Raw genomic sequence first — 26,362 nt, 5'->3', positions numbered from 1 at the left:
CTAAAATTATGTTTTTGTTATATCCTTCGCAATTATTAAAAATCAAGGGTCAAGCTCACCCCTGCTCGACGTAAATCCCGGCCTCGATGGCTTGCCCGAAAAAGCGCTGCTCTTGCGCCGGCCGCAGGCCCCGCTGGGTCAGCTCGGCCCGCACGTCGGGCAGTTGGCGGGCGCGCAGCCCCGTGGTGAGCCGAAAAAAAGCGTACATGGCCACCAGCAGCCAGTGGCGCCAGCCCCGCCGCGCGGGCCGGAAGTCGGCCACCAGCCAGGGGGCGCCCGGCCGCTGGGCCTGGCGCAGCTGGTTCAGGGCCGCGTCCAGTTCCGGCGCCGCAATGCAGTCGAGCACAAAAAACGTGATTACTGCGTCAAAGCTTTCCGGCGGAAGCAGCGCCGCCTGCGTGCCGTGCCGAAACTCTACCTGGGGCGCCGCAGCCGGGCAGTGGCTGGCCAGCCGTCGGCGCGCCCGGGCCAGCATGTTGGGCGAGGCTTCGAGGTAGAGCACCGTGGCCTGCGGCCGGCGGCGCAGCACTTCGGTAAGCACCCAGCCCGTGCCGCCGCCCAGAATGAGCACGTGCGGGCCCGCCGTGGCGGGCAGCCCGGCCAAGGCTACCAGCTGCGCCCGCCGCTGCGCCGGGCCAAACACCGCGCCCGCCAGCACGTCGTAGCACCACGCCACGCGGTCGAATCCGCGGACGGGGGCGGCCTCTGCGGCGGCCCGAAAAGCGTGCGCCGGCGGCTCAGGCATGGGCAAATGCGTGGGTGAGTGAAAAAAATATCATGCGGCAAGTAACTGAAAAACAATCGGCGGTACGTTTCACAGCGGCCAACTGCCGAAAAAAATGGGCCAAGAGTTGCGCCGGGGCAAATTGGAGCTATATCTTTGTGCCATCAAAAGGCCGCTCTCCCTCATGGTAGCGCGGCTTTTTAGCCCCAACTGCGCTTGTGGCGAAATTGGTAGACGCGCTGTCTTCAGGCGGCAGTTCCGCAAGGTGTGAGAGTTCGAGTCTCTCCGAGCGCACGTTTAGAAAGCCAGCCCCCGGGGCTGGCTTTTTTCGTTTAATGTCGTATTCGTTGCGTCGTACTCCTTTTCTCACCTTTCCCGCCGCGTAGGTCCATGAACCGCCTCACTTCCCGATTACTGGCCTTGGCCGGTTTGCTCACCGTTGAAGTGGCCGCGGGGCTGGGGTTGTTTGTGGCGGCCTTTGCCGGGTTTTTCTACCTGGCGCGGGTGGTGTTTGTGCACCATTCCCAGGCCCTCGACACCTGGGCATTTGCCGTGGTTGATGCCTGGCAGCACGCCAATCCCTGGCTGGTGGGGCCCATACACTTCGTTACCTTTTTTGCCTCGCTCTATTTTCTGCTGCCCGCCAGCATCATCGGCCCGCTGCTGATGCGCCGGGCGGGGCACCGGCGCGATGCTTGGGAGTGGCTGCTGGCCATGGCCGGCAGCGTGCTGCTTAACCAGCTGCTCAAGCTGTATTTCAACCGGCCCCGGCCCGTCAATACCCTGCTGCACACTTATGGCCTGAGTTTTCCCAGCGGCCACGCCATGATGGGGCTCACCTTCTACGGCTGCCTGGCTTGGCTGCTGGCCCGGCATTTTGGGCAGCGCGGCTGGGCGGTGCCACTGCTGCTGTGGGCCGGCCTCATTGGCCTCACGCGGGTGTGCCTGCACGCCCACTACGCCACCGATGTGCTGGCGGGCTTTGCGGGCGGGGCGGCCTGGCTGGTAGGCTGCCGCGCCGCACTCAAGCTGTTCTGGAAAGAGGAGCAGGCCGTGCTGAAATGAAGCGTCTGAGCATAGCAAAGGGCCCTTTCACGTTAGATTTCCTACGTGAGAGGGCCCTTTGCTATGCTCAGGATGATGTTTGCTTACACGAGTTGCACCCGCACGCGCAGCGCCAGCAGGCCTTTCACGCCCTGCAGCTCTTCTAATTCCAGCTCTTCCACGCCCGGCTCCAGCAGGCCGCGGTCCTGCAGGTAGTCGATGTATTCGTAGTACTCCACGGCTTCGCGGCTTTGGGCGTAGACCAGGGCAATGGTGCCGGGCTGGGTGAGGCGTTCGCCGGTGCCCAGCACGGTGGCCTTATCGATGCGTTTTTTGATGATTTCGTAGCGGATGTTGTAGGCGCCGTCCACGTCGAACTGGCGCTCGTCTTGCCGGAACCGGATGCTCAGCGGCTGCCCGTGGATGAGAATGAGCTGGGTCGTATCGAGCGGCACGGGCAGGGTGGCTTTCAGGGCGGCGGTGCGGCGCGTGATTTCCACCATGGTCAGCAACTGCCACAGGCGCAGGTTTTTCAGGAACACCAGGTCGAAGGACTTATTCTCAACCAAGGTGCTGCCCACGTAGATGTTGAACTCCACGCCGTCGGTTTTGTAGCGCTGGAAGTAGTGCGGAAACATCTGCTGGGCTTTCTCCTCCTCCTCGTCGAGGTAGTCGCTCACGGCGTCGTTGAGCGTGGTCACGCTCGTCTCAAAGTCCTGGCGGCGCTTGTACAGAATGCCCAGCTTGGGGTCGATGTTGCTCCAGTACTTCGTGATAACGGGCCGCAGTTCCGGCGTGTGGGTGGCCAGGTACTCAAAAAGCGGCTCCACCTCGCGCTTCAGCGAGTCGTAGATGTTGGCCTCGTCGCCCGAGAGCATGCCTTCGCGCAGGCGCTTCAGGTTTTTGGTGACGTAGAACTTCAGCTCGTCGAGAATGGGCAACTCCTGGCATTCGGAGGCCTTTTTCAACACCTTGTTGGCCAGGGTAAGGTGCTCAATCAGGTCGCCCTGAATGGCCTCGTTGCGCACCGTGCTGCTGCTGCGAATGTCGCAGGAGCCGTGCAGCGGGTACACGTCCTCAAACACGATGGGCTCCATCTCCGCCGTCCGGTTGCCGGCGTCGAGCTTGCTGAGCAGGTTGCGGGCCGCGTCCATAAACCGCCATTCCATGGTGGGGTGAATGGCCGTAAACTTCTCACGAATAATGGATTGCACGCGGGTTTGAAGGTCTTCGGCGTTGCGCTTCACGGCCACCGCAAACAGCGGCACAAACTGCGACACCTTGTCCATGTCGAACTCGTCGAGGGCGCCCGCCTGGGGCGTGCCGAGCTCCAGCAGGCCCACCGTGTCGTTGCCGTAGGGTAGCAAAGCCAGAATGGCCGAGTTGATGCCCAGCCCCGTGATTTGCTCGCGCAAATCCTCGGGAATGTCGGCTGTGGCCAGGTCCTTCAGCACCAGGGGCTCCCGTTCGCGCAGCAACCGGTCGTAAATCTGCCGGAAGCTGCCGTCGGCGGCCGAGTTGGTCTGGACCTGCTTGGTGAGGAAGCTGTGGTTGATTTTTTTGCCGAAATCGACAAAGGCGCGCTTCTTCTCGTCGTAGGCCGCAATGCCCAGCTGCAGCGAGGGCTGCGCAAATAGCACCCGCAGCTTTTCCTGAATCTGCTCGAAGCGGGCCGCGTTCTGCAGCACATCGCGTTCCAGGAGGTCGTATTTCAGCTCCGACAGGATTTCCTGTTCGGTCACATCCAGCAGCTGAATGAGGTTGAACCCTTCCAGCTCAAAATGCTCGGGCGGCAGCAACTCGCGCCACAGCTCGGGCCGGTGGCGGTTGTGAATGAGCATTTCCAACTGTTCCGGCGTGAGCAAAGGCGGTTCGCCCACCACCTTCACGGTCACAAAATCGGAATTGAAATCGACGCCGTAGTGGCGGTAGAGGCCGATTTTGTAATCGGGCACGGTAAACACAATGGTGCCCAGCGGCGGTATCTCGGCCCCGTACACGCGGTTGAGCACCAAGTGGTACGCCATCAGGCCCATGTGCCGCTCCATCGTGGTCATGTCGATGTTCAGGGGCTGCTTGATGGTGCGGTCCTTGTTCAGCATCACCTCCTCGAAGTGGGTGGTGGAGTAGAAGCAGTACCGCTGAAACGGCCCCACCACGCCGCTGATGTCGGTGGCAAACGACGCCGGCGGAAACACGGCCAGCATCAGCGTCTCGATGAGGTCGCAGTTGCATTCCAGCACCGACAGGTCCGTGAGCGGGCCCCGACACCAGTCGGCAGCGGCTACCTGTTGGCCAATGGCCTCGGCCAGCAGCCGCACGCCTGCGTTGGTCGACTCCTCGCGGCGCTGCCAGTAGGCAATGAGCGGCTCGAGGCTGAGCGTGGACCGGAACGGGAAGGACGTGGGCGCCGCGTTGGTGCGCGAGTCCGGAACGGCGAGGGCGAGGGTCAGGGAGGAGTCAGCAGGCATGGGAAAATAAACACGGCGCGCCCCGCAATCGTTGCAGGCCCGCGCGCCCTATACGTGTGCCGCCCCCGGCCCGGCTACTTCGGCACTTCCAGGGAGGGAAGCTGGGTCAGGTCGTAGGTTCTGCCCTGCACGAAGGCCGTCTTGCTGGTGTTGCGGTAGTTGGTGCAGCAGCCGCTGCTTTTGTAGTAGCTGCCTTTCACTTCAATGCTGTCAATGGTAAAGGCCGTGGTAGTAGTTGGCCTTTTCTCGCCGTTCGGATGGGCCAGGTACTGCACCACGTAGCGGTAGGCTCCAAGGTTGGTATTGCCCACCCGCGAAAATGGGGCGTCGTTGTTCAACAGCACCGCATCGCGGGCCTGCACGGCGGTGCGCACCAGCGTCGCGGTTTCGGGGCGGGTGCTGTTTGTGAACTTTTTGGGGTAACGCAGCACAATAATCGTGTCAAGGTCGGCGGCGGCATAGGCCGGGGCAAAGCTTAGCCGCACGGCATCGGCGAGCGGGTCGTCGGCCTGGCACACGTCGTTGGCACAGCAGCCGGCCAGCAGGGCCACGCTCAGCAGCGGCAGGGTGACGCGGATAGAAAATCGAAACGGGAGCGAAAAGGCCATCACGGGCCCAAAGATAAGGCCCGCAGCGCCTCGGCTCGCCGAAGGGGCGGGCCGAGGCGCTGCGGGCCAGAAATACATCGAACAGCAGCGCCGCGGGCGCTACCAAAACCGGGGCTAGCGGCTGCCCGTGACCACCGAAGAAGACGGCAGCGTGGGGTTCTCCACGGTGCCGCCGGCCAGCAGCAGGGGCCGCAGGCGCACGACGGCCGTATCGAGCTGGGGCCGAATCTGGGCCATGGCGCCGCGCAGGGCAATAATATCGGCCAGGCGCGGGGCGGTGGTTTGCGAATAGCCGTGGTACATGGCCACCTTCACTTCGGAAGAGCCGGTGCCCACGTAGGAGCCCAGCAGGTTGCCGGCAGCGTCGCTCACCTGCACTTCGGCCTGCAGCGTGGTCTTGTACCATTCCAATGGAATGCCCAGCACGGCGGGCACCATGAAGGTGAGCACCTGCAGGCCCTGCACGGCGCGGCCGGTGCGCAGGGTTTTCACCTTTTTCACCACCAGCTTGGCGTAGCCGTAGGTGGCCGAGTCGGTGGGCTCGGTCAGGTTGGTATGGCACTCCTGCTGGAACAGCTTGAGCGGGTCTTCGGGCAGCGCCCCGTCATTCATCGCGAGCGGGCCTTGGTCGGCCAGCACTTCCAGGGCCGGCAAGCGCTTGGCGATGGCGGCCGAGGGCGTGCTCCGCATTTGGTTTTTGACCGAAACACAGGCCGGGGCCGCCAGCATAGCCGGCACCATGGCAAGCAGCGCGAGATGACGAGTAGCTTTCATAGACGTAAAATAAGAAAATGCCAAAAAAAGGAAAGGAAAAAAGCCTAAAGTACCGGTCGGCAGCAGGGCAGAGGCCGAAGGCCGGTTCCAAAAGCTAAATTAGGTAATTCAGAAGGCCAAACGGACATTTCTCGGCGAATGAAAGAAAAAAGCCCGTGACTGGTTGAAAAGCTTCCGGTCAGTTTTAGTTCAATTTCTTTAGTGATGGGAGTAGGGCTGCGGGGCCTCCACGGCCGCCGTCAGGTCGGGGCCCTGATAGTCGTCTACGAATTCTCCCTCCCAACGGGCAACTACCGCCGACGCCAGGCAGTTGCCGAGCACGTTCACGGCCGTGCGGGCCATGTCCATCAGCGCATCAATGCCCAGGATGATGAACACGGGCCAGGTCGGCAGGCTGAACGAGGCCACCGTGGCCAGCAAAATCACGAGCGAGGCGCGCGGCACGCCGGCCACGCCTTTGCTGGTGAGCATGAGGGTGAACACCATGACCAGCTGCTGGCCAAAGGTGAGGTCGACCCCAGCGGCCTGCGCCACGAAGATGGCCGCCAGCGACAGGTAAAGGGTGGTGCCGTCGAGGTTAAACGAGTAGCCAGTGGGCATGACAAAGGCCACCACGCGCCGCGGCACCCCAATGCTTTCCATGGCTTCCATGGCGCGGGGCAGGGCCGCTTCGGAGCTGGTGGTGGCAAACGCGATGCTGACGGGTTCGGCTACGGCCTTAATGAAGCGCTTCAGCGGAATGCGGGCGATGAGGGCCACCGGCAGCAAAACCAGGAGCACAAAGGCAATGAGCGCCGCATACAGCGTCAGCAGCAGCTGCACAGCGTTGACCAGCGGACCGAAGCCCATTTTGCCGACTGTGTAGGCAATGGCGCCACCTACGCCCAGCGGCGCGAAGAACATCACCACGTTGGTGAACTTGAACATCACCTCCGACAGGCTTTCCGACCAGTCCAGCATGGACCGGCGGTGTTTCTCCGACACCATGGCCAGGCCAATGGCGAAGATGATGGCGAACACCACCACCTGCAGCACCTGGCCTTCGGCTATCGATTTGGCGATGTTTTCGGGGAAGATGTGCGTGATGATGTCAGCCGCCGTCTGCTTGGGCGCGGCCGCAATGGTTTCGTTCACGTTGTTGGTGCGCTGGGCGGCGGCCAGCACGGCCGGGTCGAGGCGGCCAGCTTTGGTGAGATTGATGGCGGCCAGACCAATGAACAGCGCGAAGGTGGTCACTACCTCAAAATACACCAGCGCCTTGACGCCCATCCGGCCCACCTTTTTCAGGTCGGCGTGGCCTGCAATGCCCACCACCAGCGTGGCGAATACGAGCGGCGCGATGATGGTTTTAACCAGGCGTAGAAAGACGTCGCTGAGCACTTTCAGGTTCTGGGCCTGCTCCGGAAAATCGGCACCAACTTCGGCGCCCACCAACATGGCCAGCACTATCCAGAGGGTGAGGGAGCGACGCGGGGCCACGGCCACGGCCAGCACCAGCAGCGCCACCCAGCGGATGGCCATCAGCGCGGCTTCGGGCAGGGCCAGCAGGTGGTTGGCGCTGAGGGCGGTAAGCAGGCCCGCCACCAGCAGGCAGACCATGGCAAGAGGAAGTAAACGGGATTTTGGCATGCAATAAAAAAAGGCCGGGGTTGGGAATGAGGCCCTAAAGAACGGCATTATCCAGCCAGCGCGCCTGAAGCAGGGCCCAAGGCTGGCCGCCCCTGACCAAAAAAGCCGCCGCGCCCACTGGGCACGGCGGCTTTTGGCGGCCAACGAAATGGCGACAGCTACGGCAGCGCCAGCAGGTAGCCGATGGTGAAGTTGGCGTCGTAGCCGAACACAAATTCCCGGCAGCCGGTGGCGGCCGCCACGGCCTGGTAGATGTTCAGGCCGGCTTTGGCTTTGGCGGCCGCGGGCTCGGGGTAGGCCTCGGGGGCGCGCAGCACGGTGTAGGGCTCCTTGCCCTGGCGTCCGGCCTTGGCCAGCTCGTAGGGCACCCCGCCGATGATGAAGCAGGTTTGGCGCAACTGAGCCGGCACCTGGGCGGCTTTGGCTTGCACGTCGGCGGCGGCAGTGGCGGCGTCCACGTTCATCTCGTAGTATTTGGCGCCGTAGCTGTCGAGCACGCGGGGCTGGCCCTTGTCCTGCCAGGCAATTTTGGTGTTGCCCGAGCCCATGTCGACCACAAAGGCGCGGCCGGCGTAGCCGGCGGGCATGGCGGCCAGCAGGCCCAGCTCGCCCTCGCGTTTGGGCGTCACGGGCGTCACCACGTACTTCATGGCCTGCAGGCCCTTGATGATTTTCTGGGTGCCTTCGCCCATGGCCGCCCCCGAACTCACCACAAAGTGGATGTCGCGGCCGGCCACCCCGTAGTCCAGCATCTGGCCGATGTAGGCCTTGAGTCCCTTGCTGATATCGGCTTCGGTGGCCATGTTTTCCAGCACCAGGCTGTTGCCAAACTCCGATTTTTCGAGTTTCCAGTTGCGCTTTTCATCCATCCGGATGATGAAGAGGTTGAAGCCGCTGGCGCCCAGCTCCACCACGCCCCGCAGCTTGCCGTTGACGGGCGCCGCCGGGCGGTATGCGAACGTGGGCGGCGCGGCCGGAGCCGGCTTGGGGGCTTCGGCAGGCGCCGGGGCAGGGATGGAGGCCGGGGCTGTGGCGGGCGCGCTAGCAATGGCCTTGGCCACCGGGGCGGCCGTTTGGTTGCGGATGAATTCTCCGTTCAGGCTCAGCATGTCGCCTTCCTGCATGGGCACGCGCTTGCCGTCGGTGAGCACCACCGATTGGGTCGCGTACTCCACACGGGTGCCGTTGGGCAAGGTCACGTCCTTGGTCAGCGGTTTGGCTTTATTGCCCGTTTGCACCACCAGGGTGTTGTTGTGCATCGCGAACCACGGCAACTGGCCACTGGCGTACTCAGAACTGCTCTGGGCCTGCACCCAGTGGGCGCCACTGGCCAGCAACAGGCCGCCGAGTATCAGTGTCCGCAGTTGGAGTAAGGTGTTTTTCATATAAAAATGAGAAAATGGGTATTGAAGTGCAGCCAAAGCTTGGCAGCGTGCAAAGCTGAACAGTAGCATTGCGCCCTTTTGCCTATTTTAGGCCAGCTGCCTAAAACACTCGCCAAAATGACCTTTTTTGCCCGGCGTCCGTAGCTGTGGTGTTTTCGCCGCATCTTCGGGCCTGCTTCGGCGCCCCTGCTTTCTCTTCCATGCCCACCTGGACCCTCACCGCCCACGAGCTGCCCCTGCGCTTCGTGTGGAAAATTTCCCGCAACGCCTCGGCTGCCAAAACCAACCTGCTGGTGCGCCTGGCCGGGCAGGGCCACCACGGCACAGGCGAGGCTGCCCCCAACGTGCGCTACGGCGAAACGCCGGAGCTGCTTGCCCAGCAGTTTGAAAGCTTACAGTCCGCCGGTCTTGCTGAGGTGAGTACTTTAGAAGAGCTGGACCAACTCCTGGCGTCGCAGCCCGTGGCCCACGCCCTCAGCTTTGCCCTCGAGGCGGCGCTGGTGCAATGGCTGGCCGCCCAAGCCGGGCAGCCCGTGTGGCAGTGGTTGGGCGTGCCACCGCCCGCCGCGGCAGTGCCCACGGCCTTCACGCTGCCCATTATGGAGCCGGGCGCGGTAGCAGCATTTGTGCAGGAGCAGCAGGCGGCCCGGTTCGAGCTTCTGAAAATCAAGGTAAACCAGGATGGAGGGCTGGACCTGCTGCGTGAGGTGGCCCGCGTGCTACCCGGCCACCCGCTGCTGGTGGACGGCAACGAGGCCTGGACCGACGCCGACGCCGTGCTCGCCTTTCTGGAGCAGGCCGCCGCACTGCCCGGCCTGAACATGCGCTACCTGGAACAGCCGCTGCCGGCGGCCCTGGCCGATGACTACCGCTACCTGCAGCCCCGCAGCACGGTGCCCCTGTTGGCCGACGAGTCGGTAACCGACACGGCCGACTTTGCCGACATCGCCCGCCAGTTTCACGGCGTGAACATGAAGCTGATGAAGGCCGGCGGTTTCCGGCGGGGCATTGAGCTGCTACGCCGAACCCGCGCCCACGGCTTGGTGCCCATGATAGGCTGCATGGTGGAAACCAGCGTGGCCATTGCGGCCGCCCTACAAATCAGTGCTCTGGCCGACGTGCACGACCTCGACGGCATCCTCATTATAAAGGACGAGCCGTTTGGATTGGTGAGCGAAAGCGGGGGGCGGCTGTCGCTACGCGACTGACCACTGCGCCGGGTTATTTCGGCGAGCCAAGCTGGGTGTCGAGCTGCGTTAGCTGGTCGTCGATGGCCTTGGTGTCGGGCATATCGGTGCGGCCCTGGCTGAGGAGCTGCACCTTCTGGTTCAGCAGCTCTACTTTCTTGCGAAGCAACGATACCTGCGTGGCCGGGTCCGAATAGCCGGGGCCGCGCTGGGTGTAGGTGTCGAATTTGTTGGGGCCGCCGGCGGGCGCCTCGCCGCGGGCCGCCGCCGCGCTGCTGGGCGTGGCAAACACCAGCCCGCCGTCGGCGCGCACGTAGTCGCCCTCGTGCAGGGTCAGCTTTTTGCCCTTGGGGTTTACTTTGTCGGCGGGCATTTCCACGATGCCGCTTTTGTAGTTGATTTTGGTGCCGTTGCGCAGCTTTACGTTTTGGGTGAGGGGCGTGGTTTGGCTGCCTTCGCGTCGCACTACCTCGCCGTTGAGGAACACAAACTGGGTGCGCGGCGTGGTTTGCACGGGAAAGCCGCCGTCCTGAGCAGCCGCAAAGCGGGGCGCCGCGGCCAGACTGCTGGCAACTAGTAAAAGCGTGAGGATGCGTTTCATGGCGTATGAAAGTAGGTAATGGCCCTGAATACGGGATTTGGCGCCATAAGGGTAGCACACCAATACAAGGACGATTATTTTTCTACTATTTGCCTGAACGATGTTGTGACATTTAATGTATGTACATTATATTTGCACTCGATTCCACTGCCTCCCATGCGCATCGAAGACGAAATCAAGCAGCCCATTTTCCGCGACGAGTACCAGAAGGCCATCATCAATCTGGTGTACACCACCGGCTGGCTGCAGCTGCGCCAGGCCACGGCGTTCAAGTCGTTTGGCCTCACGCTGCCGCAGTTCAATATTCTGCGCATTTTGCGCGGCCAGCACCCGTTGCCCGCCACGGTAGCGCTGCTCATCGACCGCATGCTGGACAAGACCAGCAACGCCTCCCGCATCGTGGACCGGCTGGAAGAGAAAAAGCTTGTGACCCGCACCGTGTGCCCGGCCAACCGCCGCGCCGTCGACATCCGCATCACCCCGGCCGGCCTCGACTTGCTCCAGCAAATCGAAGATTCCGGCCTGCTCGATAACGCTATTCCCAAGGGTTTCAGCGAAGCCGAAGCCCGCCAGCTCAACGCGCTGCTCGATAAAATCAGGACCGAAGACGGGGCAACCCCCGCCGTGCCTTCCTGCGAGTAGCCTTTGGCACATTTTTTAGTTAGTGGCCCACCAGCCACACCATTTCGAAATCAACCCTTTTTTACTTTTTTCTTCAAAATGAAAAAATTCCTGTTGCCCGCCCTGTTTGCTGTTGCCGTACTGGGCGCCGCCCCCGTTGCTTCGGCCCAAAAGAATAACAGCGCCAAAATGGCCACCAACGCCCCCGCCTACGCTCTGCAGCCGCAGCTGAGCACCCTGGGCTGGGAAGGCAAAGCCGTAACGCACGGCCACAACGGCACCATGAACTTCAGCAGCGGCGAGCTGCTGGTGAAAGGCAACGCCGTGGTGGGTGGCACCGTCACCGTCGACATGAAGTCGATGAAAGCCACCGACATCAAGGACGCCGAAAGCCACGGCAAATTTGTGGGCCACATGAGCAGCGACGACTTCTTCGGCGTGGCCACGTACCCCACTTCCACCTTCAAAATCGTGAGCGTGGCCCCCATCAAAGGCGCCGCCAAAGACGCTGACAACGCCACCATCACCGGCGACATGACCATCAAGGGCGTGACGCAGCGCATCAGCTTCCCCGCCAAAGTGGGCGTGAAAGGCGACCTGGCCTCGGCTACCGGCAAAGTGACCATCGACCGCACCAAGTTCGGCCTGAAATACGGCTCGAAGTCCTTCTTCGAGAGCATCGGCGACAAAGCCATCTACGACACCTTCGACCTGACCTTCAACGTCATTGCCAAGAAGGCTTAATTGCTTCTAGGCATTCAACTAAAAAGCCCCACCGAGGAATCGGTGGGGCTTTTTGCGTGCTGAGGGATTGGGGCGCTACTCCGGAATCTCGAATTTTCGGGGCAGCTCGAACTTGAGTTGGTGGCTCTTTTTGCGGCTGTGGAGGTCGCGCAGTATCTCGTCGAGGTCGGACTTGTATTCCACCCACAAATCCTCGTGCAGGCTCTTGAGCACCAAGGCCGGTACGCGGGCGGCCAAGCGGGCCGTGGCGTTGTAGAATCCGTCGTACACGCTGTCGAACTGTCCGGAGTAGTTGTCGATGCACTGCCGCAGGATGTAGAGGAGCAGGTCAATTTCGAGCTGCTTGTTTTTGGTGATGCGGCGGGCGCGGGCGGCTTCCTGCACGCTGGCGCGCACGGCTTTCACGAGGCTGCGGTTGAGCAGGCGCCCGGTTACGGCCATGTTGAACAGCTCGTGGATGCGGTCGGCGGTTTCTTCCTGCACCTGGGCCAGGGTCACGTCGGCCAGCAGTTCGAAGCGAAACGTTTCGTAAAGCTCGGCGTCGCGGCGCACGGCGCGCAGCAGCAGGGCTTCTTTTTCGGCCTCGCTGAGGCGCTTGAGGGCTTTTTTGAAATCGGCGGAAGGGACGGGCATGGAAGTAGGAGGGGAGGGCGGCGCAAAATAGCGGCCGCAGCAGGCAAATCACGCCATTCTCACGAAACGAATCTGCGCCGTTTTCAGTTATTACCAGCTGCCCCACGCGGGCTTTCCTGCGTAAATTTGCCCTTATGAACACCCGCCCGCAAATTGAGCACGATGAGGACGTCCTGCTGCTCGAAGAAGAAGTTGAGTTGCGCAACCTCGTTGTGTACAACGACGACGTGAACACGTTCGACCACGTCATCAAGACCCTGATGGACGTGTGCGGCCACCAGCCCGAGCAGGCCGAGCAATGCACCCTGCTCATCCACTATAAAGGTCAGTGCACCGTGAAAGTGGGCACCTACGAAGAACTGGAGCCGCAGTGCACCGCCATTCACGACCGCGGCATTTCTGCCGACGTCGTGTAGTTGCTTGTTGTTAGAACGTCATGCTGAGCGTAGCCGAAGCATCTCGCGTGCAAGAGTAAATGAATCGTTCAACGATGCGAGCGAGATGCTTCGGCTGCGCTCAGCATGACATTAGCCTGAATGGAATTTCCTTCTAAACTGATTGAAAACGCGGTCGGGGAGCTGGCCCGCCTGCCCGGTATTGGTCGCAAAACGGCCCTGCGCCTGGCGCTGCACCTGCTCAAGGCCGAAATGGACACCACCGCCACACTGGCCGAGGCGTTGGCCAAGATGCGTTTCGAAATTACCTACTGCAAGACCTGCCACAGCATTTCCGACAGCGAGGAGTGCGGCATCTGTGCCAACAAGCTGCGCGACCACAGCCTGGTGTGCGTGGTGTCGGACGTGCGCGACGTCATCGCCATCGAAAATACCGGCCAGTACAAGGGCGTGTACCACGTGCTGGGCGGCGTCATCTCGCCCATCGAAGGCATCGGGCCTTCCGATTTGCACATCGACTCGCTGGTGGAGCGGGCCGCGACCGAAGGCTCCGAAATCCGGGAAGTCATCCTGGCCATTTCGCCCACCATGGAGGGCGATACCACCGCCTTTTACCTCTCGCGCCGCCTGCGCGACCTGCCCAACGTGCACATCAGCACCATTGCCCGCGGCATTCCGGTGGGCGGTGAGCTGGAATACGCCGACGAAATCACGCTCGGCCGCAGCATTGTGGAGCGCCTGCGCCAGGCGCGGTAGTCGCGACTCGCCGCGGCCAGCATTGCAAGTTCTACAGCCCCGGTTCCGTGCGGAACCGGGGCTTTTTGCTGCCCGAAGCTGAACTTGACAAAATGCGCTTTTATATCTTCAAGCCCACGGGAAATGCGTAATTTCGGCCCTTGTGGTGAAGCTCTCGGTCGTCATTGTCAACTATAACGTCTGCTATTTCCTGGAGCAGGCCCTGCTCTCGGTGCGCCGCGCCGTGGAGAAGCTGGGCCAGCCCGTGGAGGTGTTCGTGGTTGATAACAACTCGGTGGATGGCTCGGTGGCCATGGTGCGCGAGCGGTTTCCGGAAGTGCACATTATTGCCAACCGCCACAATCCCGGCTTTTCCAGGGGCAACAACCAGGCCCTGCGCCAGGCCGCCGGCCAGTACCAGCTCCTGCTGAATCCCGACACCGTGGTAGAGGAAAACACCTTCCGGGCCTGCTGCGAGTTCATGGACGCGCACCCCGAATGCGGGGGCCTGGGCGTGAAAATGCTCGACGGCCAGGGCCACTTTCTGCCCGAAAGCAAGCGCGCGCTGCCCACGCCGGCCGTGGCGTTCTACAAGATGTTTGGCCTGGCCAAGCTCATGCCCCGGTCGCGCACGTTCGGACGCTACCACCTGGGCTTCCTCAGTCCCGAGGAAACCCACGAGATTGAAGTCCTCAGCGGGGCCTTCATGCTGCTGCGCAAGGAAGCCCTGGACCAGGTGGGGCTGCTCGACGAAGACTACTTCATGTACGGCGAGGACATCGACCTTTCGTACCGTCTCACCCAGGGCGGCTGGAAGAACTATTATTTCCCCGGCACCCGCATCATTCATTATAAGGGCGAAAGCACGAAGCGCACCAGCGTGAACTACGTGTTTGTGTTCTACCGGGCCATGGTCATTTTTGCCCGCAAGCACTTCGCGCCGGGCCGGGCGGGCCTGTTTTCGCTGCTGATAAACGCGGCCATCTGGCTGCGGGCCGGCGCGGCGGTGCTGGAGCGCCTGGCCGTGCGCCTGGCCCCGCTGCTGCTCGACGCGGGCCTGATATGGGTGGGCATGTACTTCCTGAAGACCTATTGGGAGCGAAACCACAAGTTTGTGCCCGGCGACTACCCGCCGCAGTACATGGCCGTGGCCGTGCCCGCCTACATCCTGGTGTGGCTCACGTCGGCCTACCTCAGCGGGGGCTACGACCCGCCGGTGCGCACCTCGCGCATGGCACGCGGCGTGTTTGTGGGCACGCTGCTGATTTCGGCGGCGTCGAATTTTCTGGATGCCTGGCGCTTTTCCAAAGCCCTGATTATTCTGGGCGGGGTGTGGGCCGTGGCGGCGCTGGTGGGTCGGCAACTGCTGACGCACTTCATCAAGTACCGCGACCTGCGCATGAGCGAGCGGCGCCAGAAAAACATCGCCATCGTGGGTTCGGGACCCGAAAGCCGGCGGGTGCGCAAGCTGCTCGAAGCGGCCAGCGTGCAGGCCCGCGTGATTGGCTACGTGGCCCTGGCGCCGGTCGAAAACTTGGTGCCGGTGGGGGCCGACGCGTATTACTCCGCCAGCCACGCCACCCAGCCCGAAGCCCCGGAGGAGCCCCTGGGCGAACTTCGCCAACTGGCCGATATCATTCGCCTGTACGAGCTGAACGAGTTGATTTTCTGCGGCAAGGACCTGCCCGCCAGCCGCATCATCACGCTCATGCTCAGCCTGCCGGCCGACCCGCCGGTGGCCTACAAAATCCTGCCCGAAGACAGCCAATACATCATCGGAAGCAGTAGCAAAGACTCGCCCGGCGACTACTACACCCTCGACATTGCCCTCAACCTGTACCAGCCCCGGCAGGCCCGCGCCAAGCGCCTGCTCGACGTGCTGCTGAGCCTGGGTCTGCTGGCCACGTCGCCGCTGCACGTGTGGGCACAGCCGCACAAGTCCCGGTTTCTGGGCAACTGCGTGGCCGTGCTGCTGGGCCGTCGCACCTGGGTGGGCCTGCGCTACACCGCCGGCCCGGCCCGCACGGTGCCCGCCGTGGTGTCGCCGGCCGATGCGGCCGTGGCGGCCGCCCCGCTCAACGACACCACCAAGCGCCGCCTGGAGCTGCTCTACGCCAAAGACTACGAAACCAGCACCGACCTGCGGGTGCTGTGGCGCTGCTGGCGCCACCTGGGCGGCAAGTAGCCGCCGCGTCCGGCTTCGGCCCGCTTCTGCGAGGGTTGCCGTAGCTTTGTGGGCCCGCCAATGGGTTGCCCTTATGTCTGAAAACGCTACGCTTGCCCTTGTTTCGCCGCTGTCTGCCCGTGCGCAGAACATGCAGGAGTCGGCCACCATTGCCATGGCCAAGAAGTCCCGGGAGCTCATTGCCAAAGGCTTCGACGTCATCAACCTCAGCTTTGGCGAGCCCGATTTTCAAACCCCGCAGTACATAAAGGACGCCGCCAAGCAGGCGCTCGATGACGGCTATACCTTTTACACGCCCGTGCCCGGCATTCCGGAACTGCGGCAGGCCATCTGCGACAAATTCAAGCGCGACAACAACCTCGACTATCAGCCCAACCAGATAGTGGTGGGCACCGGCGCCAAGCAGGCCCTGGCCAACGCGGTGATGAGCCTGGTAAATCCCGGCGACGAGGTCATCGTGTTTTCGCCTTACTGGGTGAGCTACGAGGAGATGGTGAAGCTGGCCGGCGGCACCGCCATTGCGCTGCGCGGCACGCTCGAAAACGAGTATAAGGTGACGGCCGCCCAGCTGGAAGCCGCCATCACGCCCCGCACCAAGCTGGTGATGTATTCGTCGCCCTGCAACCCCACGGGCGCCGTGTTCAGCCGCGAGGAGCTCGGCGCCATTGCCGAAGTGCTGGCCCGCCATCCGCAGGTGTACGCCCTGGCCGATGAGATTTACGAATACATCAATTTTGTGGGCGAGCACGTGAGCCTGGCCCAGTTTCCGGAAGTGCACGACCGGGTCATCACCGTCAACGGTTTCTCGAAGGGCTACGCCATGACGGGCTGGCGCCTGGGCTACTTGGCCGCCCGCCCCGACATCGCCTACGCCTGCGAGAAGATGCAGAGCCAGATTACCTCGGGCACCTGCTCCATCACGCAGCGCGCCGGCCTGGCTGCCCTGCGCGGCGGCCGTAGCTCGGCCGATGAAATGGTGGCCGCGTACCGCCGTCGGCGCGACTTGGTGCTGGACATCGTGAAGGACATCCCCGGCTTCCAAACCCCTACGCCCAGCGGGGCCTTCTACATCTTCCCGGAAGTGTCGGCTTATTTTGGCCGCACCGCGCCCGATGGCAGCACAATCAGCACCTCCATGGATTTGGCCATGTACCTGCTGAACGATGCGCTAGTTTCGGCCGTGTCGGGCGAGGCATTTGGGGCGCCGGAGTGCATGCGCTTCAGCACCGCCGCCGCCGATGACAAGCTGGTGGAAGCTTTCCGGCGCGTGAAGGCAAGCCTGGCGAAGCTGGCCTAAATTATCCCGATAAAGCACGTCATGCAGAGCGCAGCGAAGCATCTCGCTCGAAACCCACCTGCACGATTGAGGTTCCTTCAGCACGCGAGATGCTTCGCTGCGCTCTGCATGACGTTTTTTTGGAGCGGCATAAATCAAGCGAAACCTTGCCTACAACCTCGTTAACCGACCTTTTCAACGACTTTAACAACCTCCGCGTCCTCATCATCGGCGACGTAATGGTGGATGCCTACGTGTGGGGCCGCTCGACGCGGCTGTCGCCGGAAGCGCCGGTGCCCATCGTGCACGTGGCCCGCACCGAGCAGCGCCTCGGCGGGGCTGCCAACGTGGCCCTCAACGTGCAGGCCCTGGGCGCTACGCCGCTGCTGTGCGCCGTCATCGGCACCGACGCGGGCGGCGACCAGCTCCTGCAGCTGCTGCACGAAAGCGGCCTGCCCGCCGATGGCATCATCCGCAGCGCCAACCGGCCCACCACCGTGAAGCAGCGCATTCTGGCCCACGGCCAGCAGCTGCTGCGCATCGACTCGGAAGTGGAAACGGACATTGATGCCGCCGAAAGCGCACAGCTGCTGGCCGCCTACGACGACCTGCTGGACCGCACCGATGTGGTGGTGTTTGAGGATTACGACAAAGGCGTGCTCAACGAGGCCATCATCACGGAGTGCATTGCGCGGGCCCGGCAGCGCGGCATCCCCACGGTCGTCGACCCGAAGAAGAAGAACTTTCTGGCCTACCGCCACTGCACGCTTTTCAAGCCCAATCTGAAAGAGTTGCGCGAGGGGTTGAAGCTGGAGTTTGGTGACCCGGTGACCGACCGGGCGGGCTTTGAGGCGGCCGTGGCCCGGCTGCAAGAGGTGCTCACGCCCGAAACCGTGCTGGTAACGCTGTCGGAATACGGGGTGTTTGCCCAGCAAAACGCGCAGAAAACGTACCTGCCGGCGCATCTGCGCACCATTTCTGACGTATCGGGCGCGGGCGATACCGTCATCAGCATCGCGGCGCTGTGCGTGGCACTGGGCCAGCCAGCCGCGTTCACGGCCGCGCTGGCCAACTTGGGCGGCGGGCTGGTGTGCGAGCAGGTGGGCGTGGTGCCCGTGGAAAAGCAGCGGCTGCTGGAAGAAGCGGCCGAGGCGGGGCTGCGGTAGCAGCGACTGCTAACGGCTCAATGCAAAGTGCCAAAGCAGCCAGCCGGCAGTGCCGGTAACCAGCAGCAACACAAAGATGGCCAGGACGAATTTTGCCTCGGCAGACCAGGGCTTGCGCCGTTTGGATGAGCCGGCGGCAGTACCAAAGAGGTCAAGCCCCTCGGGGGCAAATAAGCCGAGTAGGAGCAGGGGCACCGCCAGCAGGAGCACGCTCAACCACTGCAGCAGATGAGAGGAGAACCTGGAGCGGCCATTCGTGCCCATGCGGGTTGCCTTACGCTTTCTTTAAAAACTCGGTTTTCAGCACCATGGTGCTGCCGCCGGCGCGGCCTTCAATCTCGCCGGCGCTGTTGGTGAGACGGATGTTTTTAACCAGCGTGCCACGCTTGAGGGTGAGGGAGGAGCCCTTCACTTTGAGGTCTTTGATAAGGGTGACCGAGTCGCCTTCGGCCAGCAGAGAGCCGTTGCTGTCTTTTACGTCCATTGGGGGAGGGGATTGGGGTTTGTAGAGACGCATATTTGCGTCTGGTCGGCCGCGCCGTTTGGGCGTTGTTGGACAATTATCGTTCAGCGACAAGACGCAAATATGCGTCTCTACTTCGCTGAGCGTACCATATATCTAGCGGCGGAAGAACAGCAGGTAGAGCAGGAAAAACACGGGCGAGAGGCTGCCAATCGAAATAAGCACCACCATGAAAGTCTCGATGCCGGAGCGCTCGGACTTGCGCAGGTACCACCGCCACATGAAGAAAAGCAGGCCCAAGAGCAGGGCCAGGGTGATGTAGAAGGGCGTGCCGAAGGTCGTGGCCATGGTAAGGGTGCGAGTTGACAAAAAATCCAAAGAACGGTCATGCTGAGCGCAGCCGAAGCATCTCTGCCGCGCAACGAACGTATGCCTGCGGTAGAGATACTTCGGCTGCGCTCAGCATGACCGTTCCAAATCATAAATCAAATTACCCCCGCCAGGCCTTCACCGTGTCCACAAAAACGCGCACGTTGTCCGGGTCGGTATCCGGGTACACGCCGTGGCCGAGGTTGGCGATGTGGGGGCCGCCGGCAAACTTGCGGAGCATGGTTTCGGTGGCGGCTTTCACCTGCTCACGGGTGCCGTAGAGGGCGCAGGGGTCGAGGTTGCCTTGCAAGGTTTTGTTACCGGCTTCGCGGCGTACCTGCATGGGGTCCTGGTTCCAGTCGAGACCGATGGTGCGGCAGGAGGTGGCGGCAAACTCAGGCACGGCCCACCAAGCGCCCTTGGCAAACACCGTGACGGGCACCAGCGGCGCCAGGGCCTCCGTGATTTCGGCAATGTAGCGGGCCGAAAACTCCGTGTAGTGGTCGGGGGGCAGGGTGCCGGCCCACGAATCAAACACCTGCACCACCTGAGCGCCGGCGGCCACCTGGGCCTTAAGGTAAGCAATGGTGGTGGCCGTTATTTTGGCCAGCAGCTGGTGGGCCAGGGCGGGCTCGCGGTAGAGCATGCCCCGGGCTTTCGAGAAGGTTTTGGAGCCGTGGCCTTCCACCATGTAGGCCAGCAGCGTCCAGGGGGCGCCGGCGAAGCCGATGAGGGGCACGCGGCCGTTGAGGGCTTTCTTGGTGATGCGCAGGGCTTCGAGCACGTAGCCGAGGCCTTCCTCCGGGTCGGGGATGCGGAGCTTGTCGACGTCGGCGGCCGTCTTGATGGTTTCCGGAAACAAGGGGCCGCGGGCTTCCACCATTTCGTAGGGCAGGCCCATGGCGTCGGGCACCACCAGAATGTCGGAGAAGATGATGGCAGCGTCCACGTCCAGCGCGTCGATGGGCTGAATGGTGACTTCGGCGGCCAGCGCGGGCGTTTCCACCAGCTCTTTGAAACCGGAGAGGCGGCCGCGCAGGGCACGGTATTCGGGCAGGATGCGGCCGGCCTGGCGCATCAGCCAAACGGGAGTGCGCTCGGTGGCTTCGCCACGGGCAGCGCGGAGGAAAAGGTCGTTTTTCAGCATAAGGAACGGCAAAGGTACGTCCGGCCTAATTAGCTGTTTAACGAGTAGGTCAGGTCGTCATGCTGAGCGCAGCCGAAGCATCTCTACCGCAGCAGTATATGGATTGCGTTGCGCGGTAGAGATGCTTCGGCTGCGCTCAGCATGACGTTCTATTTTACCCCGCGCGGCGCTTCTCGTCCTCGGCCCCGCCGCTGCGGCGGCGCGTGGGCGCCAGCTTGTCGTTGCCGAAGCGGTAGCCAAAGGTCAGGTTGACGAAGCGGGAGTCGCGGCGCATGACGAAGCGTTCCACGTAGTTGTCATAGGTAGACGTGACGCGGCCCACGCGGGAAAAGAAAATGTCATTCACGGCCAGTTTCAGGGTGGCTTTGCGCTCCCACAAGGTCTTTTGCACGGCGGCGTCTACCTGCCCGTTGGGGCGCGACACGAAGAAACCGTCTACCTGCCGCGATTCGTAGCTGGCGCTCAGTTCAGCGCCCCAGCCTTTGCCGAAGGTGAAGGTGTGGTTCGAGGTCAGGTTCAGGCTGACGCCGCCGCGGTCGAGGTTGGTGCCGGCCACGGCGCCCTCGAAGCGGTTGTAGTAGAGCACGGCGTTGTTGTAGCTTTTCCACCACTTCGTGATGTCCACCGGCGCGGTTAGCGTCATGGCGTAGTAATGCTGCAAGTCGAGGTTGCGGAAGGTGGAAACCACCGTGCTGCCGGCCTCGGGTTCCACCGTACTCACGATGGGGTCGCTGGTGCGGCTGTAGCTCAGGCCCAGGCTGTACTTCTGCTTAAAGGTGTGCGTCAGCTCCACGTTGTAGCTGGTTTGGGGCAGCAGGTTGGGGTTGCCGCTGCCCGAAGTGGTGCGGTCGATGAGCTGCCGGAAGGGGTTGAGTTGCTGGTAGCCCGGCCGGTCGATGCGCCGGCTCAGCGACACGGCCAGCTCGTGGTTTTCCGTAAGCTGCCGCTTGATGGCCGCGCTCGGAAACAGCTGGAAGTAATTGCGCTGGAAGTCTTTGTACTCCACCTCGCGGTCCTGCTGGCCGGTGGCGTTGGTTTGCTCGCCGCGCAGGCCCACCTGCAGCGTCAGCTTGGGCTGGCTGTAGTTCAGGTTCACGTAGCCCGCGTTGATGTTCTCGTCGTAGCGAAAGCGGTTCGAGCGGGTCAAATCCAATAGCCCGTTGGTGAAGTTTTGGAGGTCGTTATCGGCCGTCACCAGGCTCGATTTGGCGCCCAAATCCAGTCGCAGTTCCTTGCTGAGCGCCTGTGTGTAGTCGGCCTTCACCGACTGAATGGTCAGCCGGCCGTCCTGGTCCAGGCTGTTGGCCAGGGCGGGCTCGCTCACAAAAAAGGTTTGCAGCAGTTGGTCGCGCTGGCTGTGGTAGCGGGCGTAGTCGGCATCGGCGGTCAGCTCCTGCGGGCCAAAGGCGTTGGCGAAGGTGCGCCGGAAGTTGAGGTTGCCGGCAACATTGTCGAGGCGGTTCTCGCCGGTGTTGGTGGCGTTGTAGCGCAGCTCCTGGTTGCGCAGCAAGTCATACACCTCCGATTGGTTGGTGCCGGCGGGGGTGTTGCGGTTGTTGAGGCCGCTCACCACGGCCCCAATCGTCGTGTTGTCCGACAGATTGTAGTCCAGCCCGCCGCGCCAGCTGTGCGACCGCGCCGTGACGGGCTGGCGGTTGTCCTGGTCGGAAGTGCTAATGAGCGCCCGACCCGTTGCAGTAGCAGGCCCATAAAAGTCCCGATGAATGGTCAGGATGTTCAAAAACGACCGGTCGGAGTAATTGTAGGAGCCAAACAAATTGAGGTTCTTCTCGCGGTGGTTCAGGCTCAGGCCACCGGTGTAGCGGTTGTATTCGCCGCGGCCATAAGTCAGGTTCACGCTGCCATTGGTGCCGAGCTTTTGGTCTTTCTTGAGGTTGATGGCGATGATGCCGGCCCCGCCCTGCGCGTCGTACTTGGCCGGCGGGTTGGTTATCAGCTCGATGCTTTTGAGCTGTTCGGCGGGCAGGGCGCGCAGGTACTCGGCCAATTCGGTGCCCGTCATGGGCTGGCGCTTGCCATCGATGACGACCAGCACGCCCTGACGGCCGCGCAGGGCCAGGTTGTCGTTGCCGTCCACGGTCACGCCCGGCGAGCGGCGCAGCACGTCCAGCGAGGTGTTGCCGGCCGCCAGCGTCGAGCCTTCCACGTTCACGATGGTGCGGTCGGCCTCGCGTTCGTACAGCGGCTTCTGGCCCACCACTTTCACCTCCGTGAGCTGGGTGGCGGCGCTGGTGGCCAGGGTCATGGCGGGCAACTCCACCGGCTGCCCATTGGCCTCAAACGGCGCCGACCACCGCCGCTCAAAGCCCACCTGCGCCGCCGACACGAGGTAGCGCCCCGCCGCCGCGCGCTCAAACTGAAAAAGCCCTTTGGCGTCGCTAAACTCGGTTTTCACCACCGTAGAATCCTTGGCGCGGTGCAGGGTCACGGTCGCAAACTCAACGGGGCTGTTGCCGGCACTTTGCACCTGGCCGCGCACGTTGCTGGGCCCCTGCGCCTGGGCCTGAGCAGCGCTGAACAGTACACTGGTTGCCAGCAAAAGCGGGGCGGCAGGAAAGAGGGAGGATTTCATACAGAAAAGCAGAAAAGGATTTGCAGAAAAAAGGTGAGTATGGCAGTGGAATGCAGATTTGCTCAATCGAGCAAAAGATTATGATGTATCATCAAGGTTGCGTGGAAACGGAAATATTTCACCAGGCAGAGCTACCGTTGGGGTTAGAACCTAGTTGGGTAATGGAACGCAGTTCAATGCTATGCGCTCCAGCACCTGCCGCAGCGCCGTGAGCTCTGCTTCATCGATGCCGGCCAGAGCCACAGTTCGGTTGGCGAGGATGATGGGCTCCACGGCATCCAAGATGCGGTGGCCGGTTTCGCTCACGCGGAGCCGGGTGCGGCGGCCATCGTTCGGCAGCGGAATGCCCAGCAACAGCCCGCGCTTGAGGAGCAAAGCCAGCATGCGCGCCACCGAGGCCTGGTCCTTAAACACCCGCTCGGCAATTTCCTGCTGCGTCAAGTCGTCGTGCTCCAGTACCACTTGCAGCACCAGCCACTGGTCCACAGTAATGTCGAGGCCGGCCCGGTCGATGTTGGCCTGGGCCATGCGCCGGTAGCTCCGGATGGCCTTGTCGAGTGAGTAGAAGAGGATGGAGTTCAGCATCGGAGCAAAGGTAAGGCATTGTTTATGATATATCATAAACAATGCCTTTGCATCCGCGTTGCTTGTTTGCAGAAAGAAGGTGAGGTTGAGAATATTGTCTATATGCGGTAGCCCGTCATGCTTGGACTGCGCTCAGCATGACCGTTCAGCATCGTTCACGCGAGGTGACTCGGCTAGGCTCGGCACGACGTTCTTTATTGTCCATTACTGATGCTCAGCCTACTTGCCAAACTGCCGCAGGTTGTAGGTGAAGCTTAGCATGAAATATTGCTGCAGGATGCGGCTGCGCACGTCCTCCACGTAGGTTTCGGTGGTGTTGCGCACCACGCTGCGGTTCTGGTTCAACAGGTCGTACACCTGCAGCTTGAGCTCGCCCTGCTTGTTGGCAAAAAACTGGCGGGCCAGGGCCACATTCCAGAGGGCAATGCGCTGGTTGAAGCCAGCAGCGCGGCCGGTGTTGTTGCTGTACCAGAGGTCGGAAGTGAGCACAAAGCGGGCGGGCAGCTGGTAGTAAATGTCGGCCGTCAGGGTTTGGGTGAGGAAGTTGTTGTTCTGGTCGGTGAGGCGCGAGTAGCTGGCGTTCTGGTAGGTCACGTTGGCACTGAGGCCGAACTCCAGGGTTTCGTTGAAGGCTGAGTTGGCGCTGGCGCCCTGGCCCAGGCTCCAGGTGCGGCCAGTGTTGGCCAGGCCGTTCACGAGGCTGGGCGACTTCACGAAGCTGGCATTGGTGGTCAGGTTGAGGTTGATTTTGTGGGTAGCGAGGCGCTGACCCAACGACAGGAAGCCGTTCAGGCTGTAAAAGCCGTCGGCGTTCACGGGGCGGGTGGTTTGCACGCCGCGGCTGTCGAAGGTGCTGGACGACACAATGCGGTCATCGACCCGGCTGCCATTCAGCAAGCCAAACACGCTGCGGCTGGTAGCGGCGTTGAACTGCGAATACGTGGCCACCAGCGACTGCACGTATTCCGGCCGCAGATTGGGGTTGCCGGTTTGGATGCTGAGCGGGTTGGAGTTGTCGCGCACGGGCTGCAGCTGGCTGGCGCTGGGTGCGTTGAGGCGGGTGCGGTAGTTGAGGCGCAATTGGCGGTTGCGGGTGCCGGTGTAGCTGAACAAAGCATTGGGCAGCAGGCTGGTAAAGCGGCGCTGCACGGTGGTGTCGGCCGAGAGGTTGCGCACCGTGAGGTCGGCCCGCTGGGCATCCAGCCCCGCGCCGATGGTGTAGCGCAGGCGGCGCTTTTGCAGCGTCAGGCCCGCCCGGTTCGACTGAAACAGGCTGGTGAACTGGTTGCTCAGGCCAGCGTTCGGGCGGTCGTACTGGCCACTGGCTTCGTTGAAATCGGCGGTGAAGCGGTTGCCGTTGTTGCGAGCGTCGTTGAAGGCATAGTGCGTTTCGAGCTTGGTGCGCAGCGACAGCGGTTCGACGTAGGACAGCGTCAGCGCGTGGTTGCGCACCGGAGTGTGCTGCTCGATGCGCTGGTTGAGCTGCTGCGTGGCCTGCGGCAGGGGCATGCCTGAGGCGTCGAAAAACGATGTGGTGCCGCGGTTGAAATCGGCGACGTCCTGGTTGCTGAGCGTCGAATTGAGGTTGGCCGAGAACGTGCGGCCCTGCCTGGCGAAGCGGCGCATAAGCAGGAAGTTGCCGCCGCCGTTGGGGTTGTCGGTGGTGCCGGTGTAGCGGTTGTTGCCCTGGTTGAGCAAGCGGCTCCCCACGCTGGTTTGCTGCTGGTTTTGTCGGGCCAGGTCGGTGGTTTGCCACCAGGCGTAGGGCGTCAGGCGCAGCGACGTCAAGGAATCAAGCACGTAGTCGAGGCGCATATTGAAGCGGTGGCTGGTGGTCGTGGTGCGGTTCAGCAGGCTTTGGTCGCTGATGATGGGCTGGCCGGCTTCGGGGCCGGTGCTGCCGGCCACGTTCTGGCGCCGAATCTGCTGGTCGGTGGTCACGGTGGCGCGGCTGGCCAGGTAGCTGGTGGCTACCTCGGCTTTTTTGCCCCAGGCGTCGCGGTAGTTCAGGCCGACGGCCCCCGATTCGGTGATGTTCGTGGGCTGGCTATTCGAGGCCGGGGAGTTTTGGCGCCCGCTCCCGCCGCCCAGCTGCAGCCGGATTCCGCCGCTGGGCCCGCCGGGCGCTGGCCCAAAATCAGCCGAAGCCGGCCCGCCGTTGTCGGAAAAGCCTTGCTGGTTGAGGTTGTTGGCCTGGGCCAGGGCCGAAATCTGGCGGCCGTTGTTGAAGCGGTTCAGGCCCAGGCGAGCCTGGTAGCGGCCATCGGTGCCCACGCCCGCGGCTTCGGTGCCGAAGTAGCCCTTGCGCTTGTCGCGCTTGGTCACCAGGTTAAGGGTGCGCTGGCGGTTGCCATCATCGATGCCCGAAAAGGCCGATTGGTCGCTCTGCTGGTCGTACATCTGCACCTTGTCGATGATGTCGGCGGGCAGGTTACGGGTGGCCATTTTGGGGTCGTCGCCAAAGAACGGCTTGCCATCCACCAGCACCCGGTTCACGGCCTGGCCCTGGGAGCGGATGCTGCCGTCGCGGTCCACTTCCACGCCCGGCAGCTTTTTCAGCAAAGACTCCACGGCCGCGTTGGGCTGGGTTTTGAAGGCTTTGGCGTTGAAGTCCACGGTATCGCCGTGCACGGCCACGGGAGCCAGGTTCTGAGTCACCACCACTTCGCCCAGCTTCTGGCTGGTTTGGCCCAGGCGCAGCAGGCCCAGGTCAGGTGTCAGGTCGGTGGCCGATACGGCTACGGGCAGCAGGCGGGCGCGGTAGCCCAGCGCCGACACCTGCACGTTGTAGTTGCCCACAGCCACGTTTTTGAGGGCAAAACGTCCGTCGCCGTCCGTGATGCCGAAGCTGACGTAGCTCGAATCTTTCGCCAGAGTCAGCGTCACGGAAGCTTCGCGCAAAGGCCTGCCGGTGGCCGAATCGGCCAGGGCGCCGCGCACGGTGCCGGGGCCCGGTCGGGTAGGGGCCTGCGCCCGTCCGGCCGTGGCCAGGCCGAGCAGCAGGGTCAACACAAGTAAAAAACGCAT

Annotated in this window: 24 protein-coding genes and 1 tRNA gene; 10 read left to right on the top strand and 15 right to left on the bottom strand. The window is 62.6% G+C overall.

Annotation, left to right across the window (positions count from 1 at the left end; all coding sequences use genetic code 11):
• Positions 1-55: 55 nt before the first annotated feature.
• Complete coding sequence (locus tag MUN81_RS13955; RefSeq protein WP_245111312.1) at positions 56-745, bottom strand: class I SAM-dependent methyltransferase; 690 nt, start codon at positions 743-745, stop codon at positions 56-58.
• Between the two features lie 191 nt (positions 746-936).
• Here MUN81_RS13955 and MUN81_RS13950 point away from each other — a divergent pair.
• Together MUN81_RS13950 and MUN81_RS13945 are read left to right on the top strand one after the other, a co-directional pair.
• Positions 937-1,018 (top strand) — tRNA-Leu (locus MUN81_RS13950).
• Between the two features lie 96 nt (positions 1,019-1,114).
• Positions 1,115-1,789, top strand: coding sequence for a phosphatase PAP2 family protein (locus MUN81_RS13945; protein ID WP_245111310.1), 675 nt, complete (start codon positions 1,115-1,117; stop codon positions 1,787-1,789).
• 83 nt (positions 1,790-1,872) lie between these two features.
• Here MUN81_RS13945 and MUN81_RS13940 read toward each other — a convergent pair whose 3' ends face one another.
• The 5 genes from MUN81_RS13940 to MUN81_RS13920 all read right to left on the bottom strand — a co-directional run bounded on the left by MUN81_RS13940 (position 1,873) and on the right by MUN81_RS13920 (position 8,635).
• Positions 1,873-4,239: a GAF domain-containing protein gene (locus MUN81_RS13940; protein ID WP_245111309.1), complete on the bottom strand. Its 2,367-nt coding sequence runs from the start codon at positions 4,237-4,239 to the stop codon at positions 1,873-1,875.
• Positions 4,240-4,313: 74 nt separating this feature from the next.
• The gene (locus MUN81_RS13935; RefSeq protein ID WP_245111307.1) at positions 4,314-4,847 is read right to left on the bottom strand and encodes a hypothetical protein; all 534 of its coding nucleotides are present in this window, start codon (positions 4,845-4,847) and stop codon (positions 4,314-4,316) included.
• Between the two features lie 114 nt (positions 4,848-4,961).
• Positions 4,962-5,621, bottom strand: coding sequence for a hypothetical protein (locus MUN81_RS13930; protein ID WP_190924082.1), 660 nt, complete (start codon positions 5,619-5,621; stop codon positions 4,962-4,964).
• Positions 5,622-5,819: 198 nt separating this feature from the next.
• The gene (locus MUN81_RS13925; RefSeq protein ID WP_245111305.1) at positions 5,820-7,220 is read right to left on the bottom strand and encodes a cation:dicarboxylase symporter family transporter; all 1,401 of its coding nucleotides are present in this window, start codon (positions 7,218-7,220) and stop codon (positions 5,820-5,822) included.
• A 188-nt stretch (positions 7,221-7,408) separates the two neighbouring features.
• Positions 7,409-8,635 (bottom strand): DUF6799 domain-containing protein, encoded by a 1,227-nt coding sequence (locus MUN81_RS13920; RefSeq protein WP_245111304.1) that lies wholly within the window; start codon positions 8,633-8,635, stop codon positions 7,409-7,411.
• A 200-nt stretch (positions 8,636-8,835) separates the two neighbouring features.
• Here MUN81_RS13920 and MUN81_RS13915 point away from each other — a divergent pair, with 200 nt between their 5' ends.
• Positions 8,836-9,843, top strand: a complete 1,008-nt coding sequence (locus tag MUN81_RS13915) for a dipeptide epimerase (RefSeq protein WP_245111302.1) — start codon at positions 8,836-8,838, stop codon at positions 9,841-9,843.
• A gap of 13 nt (positions 9,844-9,856) precedes the next feature.
• On the opposite strand, the gene MUN81_RS13910 is transcribed toward MUN81_RS13915, so the two are convergent.
• Complete coding sequence (locus MUN81_RS13910; RefSeq protein ID WP_245111301.1) at positions 9,857-10,423, bottom strand: DUF6799 domain-containing protein; 567 nt, start codon at positions 10,421-10,423, stop codon at positions 9,857-9,859.
• 156 nt (positions 10,424-10,579) lie between these two features.
• On the opposite strand from MUN81_RS13910, the gene MUN81_RS13905 reads away from it, so the two are divergent.
• Both MUN81_RS13905 and MUN81_RS13900 read left to right on the top strand, forming a co-directional pair.
• Positions 10,580-11,065, top strand: coding sequence for a MarR family transcriptional regulator (locus MUN81_RS13905; protein WP_245111299.1), 486 nt, complete (start codon positions 10,580-10,582; stop codon positions 11,063-11,065).
• Positions 11,066-11,143: 78 nt separating this feature from the next.
• Positions 11,144-11,788, top strand: coding sequence for a YceI family protein (locus MUN81_RS13900; RefSeq protein ID WP_245111298.1), 645 nt, complete (start codon positions 11,144-11,146; stop codon positions 11,786-11,788).
• A gap of 75 nt (positions 11,789-11,863) precedes the next feature.
• Here MUN81_RS13900 and MUN81_RS13895 read toward each other — a convergent pair whose 3' ends face one another.
• Positions 11,864-12,421 carry a hypothetical protein gene (locus MUN81_RS13895; protein ID WP_245111296.1) on the bottom strand — a complete coding sequence of 186 codons (558 nt, stop codon included), beginning with the start codon at positions 12,419-12,421 and terminating at the stop codon, positions 11,864-11,866.
• Positions 12,422-12,555: 134 nt separating this feature from the next.
• Between MUN81_RS13895 and MUN81_RS13890 the strand changes: the two genes are divergently transcribed.
• The 5 genes from MUN81_RS13890 to MUN81_RS13870 all read left to right on the top strand — a co-directional run bounded on the left by MUN81_RS13890 (position 12,556) and on the right by MUN81_RS13870 (position 18,178).
• Positions 12,556-12,837, top strand: a complete 282-nt coding sequence (locus MUN81_RS13890) for an ATP-dependent Clp protease adaptor ClpS (RefSeq protein ID WP_190924098.1) — start codon at positions 12,556-12,558, stop codon at positions 12,835-12,837.
• A 120-nt stretch (positions 12,838-12,957) separates the two neighbouring features.
• A complete protein-coding gene (gene recR / locus MUN81_RS13885) occupies positions 12,958-13,572 on the top strand; it encodes a recombination mediator RecR (protein WP_245111295.1) in 615 nt (204 codons plus the stop codon).
• A 142-nt stretch (positions 13,573-13,714) separates the two neighbouring features.
• Positions 13,715-15,736, top strand: coding sequence for a glycosyltransferase (locus MUN81_RS13880; protein ID WP_245111293.1), 2,022 nt, complete (start codon positions 13,715-13,717; stop codon positions 15,734-15,736).
• Positions 15,737-15,809: 73 nt separating this feature from the next.
• Complete coding sequence (locus MUN81_RS13875; protein ID WP_245111291.1) at positions 15,810-17,033, top strand: pyridoxal phosphate-dependent aminotransferase; 1,224 nt, start codon at positions 15,810-15,812, stop codon at positions 17,031-17,033.
• A gap of 146 nt (positions 17,034-17,179) precedes the next feature.
• Entirely contained in the window at positions 17,180-18,178 is a 999-nt protein-coding gene (locus MUN81_RS13870) for a bifunctional ADP-heptose synthase (RefSeq protein WP_245111289.1), read from the top strand.
• Between the two features lie 9 nt (positions 18,179-18,187).
• On the opposite strand, the gene MUN81_RS13865 is transcribed toward MUN81_RS13870, so the two are convergent.
• The 7 genes from MUN81_RS13865 to MUN81_RS13835 form a co-directional block, all read right to left on the bottom strand.
• A complete protein-coding gene (locus MUN81_RS13865; RefSeq protein ID WP_245111287.1) occupies positions 18,188-18,442 on the bottom strand; it encodes a hypothetical protein in 255 nt (84 codons plus the stop codon).
• A gap of 10 nt (positions 18,443-18,452) precedes the next feature.
• A complete protein-coding gene (locus MUN81_RS13860; RefSeq protein WP_245111285.1) occupies positions 18,453-18,662 on the bottom strand; it encodes a zinc ribbon domain-containing protein YjdM in 210 nt (69 codons plus the stop codon).
• 135 nt (positions 18,663-18,797) lie between these two features.
• Positions 18,798-18,989: a hypothetical protein gene (locus MUN81_RS13855; RefSeq protein ID WP_245111283.1), complete on the bottom strand. Its 192-nt coding sequence runs from the start codon at positions 18,987-18,989 to the stop codon at positions 18,798-18,800.
• Positions 18,990-19,131: 142 nt separating this feature from the next.
• Entirely contained in the window at positions 19,132-20,157 is a 1,026-nt protein-coding gene (gene hemE, locus MUN81_RS13850) for a uroporphyrinogen decarboxylase (RefSeq protein ID WP_245111281.1), read from the bottom strand.
• 154 nt (positions 20,158-20,311) lie between these two features.
• Positions 20,312-22,750 carry a TonB-dependent receptor gene (locus MUN81_RS13845; RefSeq protein WP_245111279.1) on the bottom strand — a complete coding sequence of 813 codons (2,439 nt, stop codon included), beginning with the start codon at positions 22,748-22,750 and terminating at the stop codon, positions 20,312-20,314.
• A 150-nt stretch (positions 22,751-22,900) separates the two neighbouring features.
• Complete coding sequence (locus MUN81_RS13840; protein ID WP_245111278.1) at positions 22,901-23,335, bottom strand: MarR family transcriptional regulator; 435 nt, start codon at positions 23,333-23,335, stop codon at positions 22,901-22,903.
• Between the two features lie 219 nt (positions 23,336-23,554).
• Positions 23,555-26,362 carry an outer membrane beta-barrel family protein gene (locus tag MUN81_RS13835; RefSeq protein ID WP_245111276.1) on the bottom strand — a complete coding sequence of 936 codons (2,808 nt, stop codon included), beginning with the start codon at positions 26,360-26,362 and terminating at the stop codon, positions 23,555-23,557.

Source organism: Hymenobacter sp. 5317J-9, from assembly GCF_022921075.1.
In the GTDB taxonomy this organism is placed as follows: Bacteria; Bacteroidota; Bacteroidia; order Cytophagales; family Hymenobacteraceae; genus Hymenobacter.
This window is presented reverse-complemented; position numbering and strand designations above follow the sequence as displayed.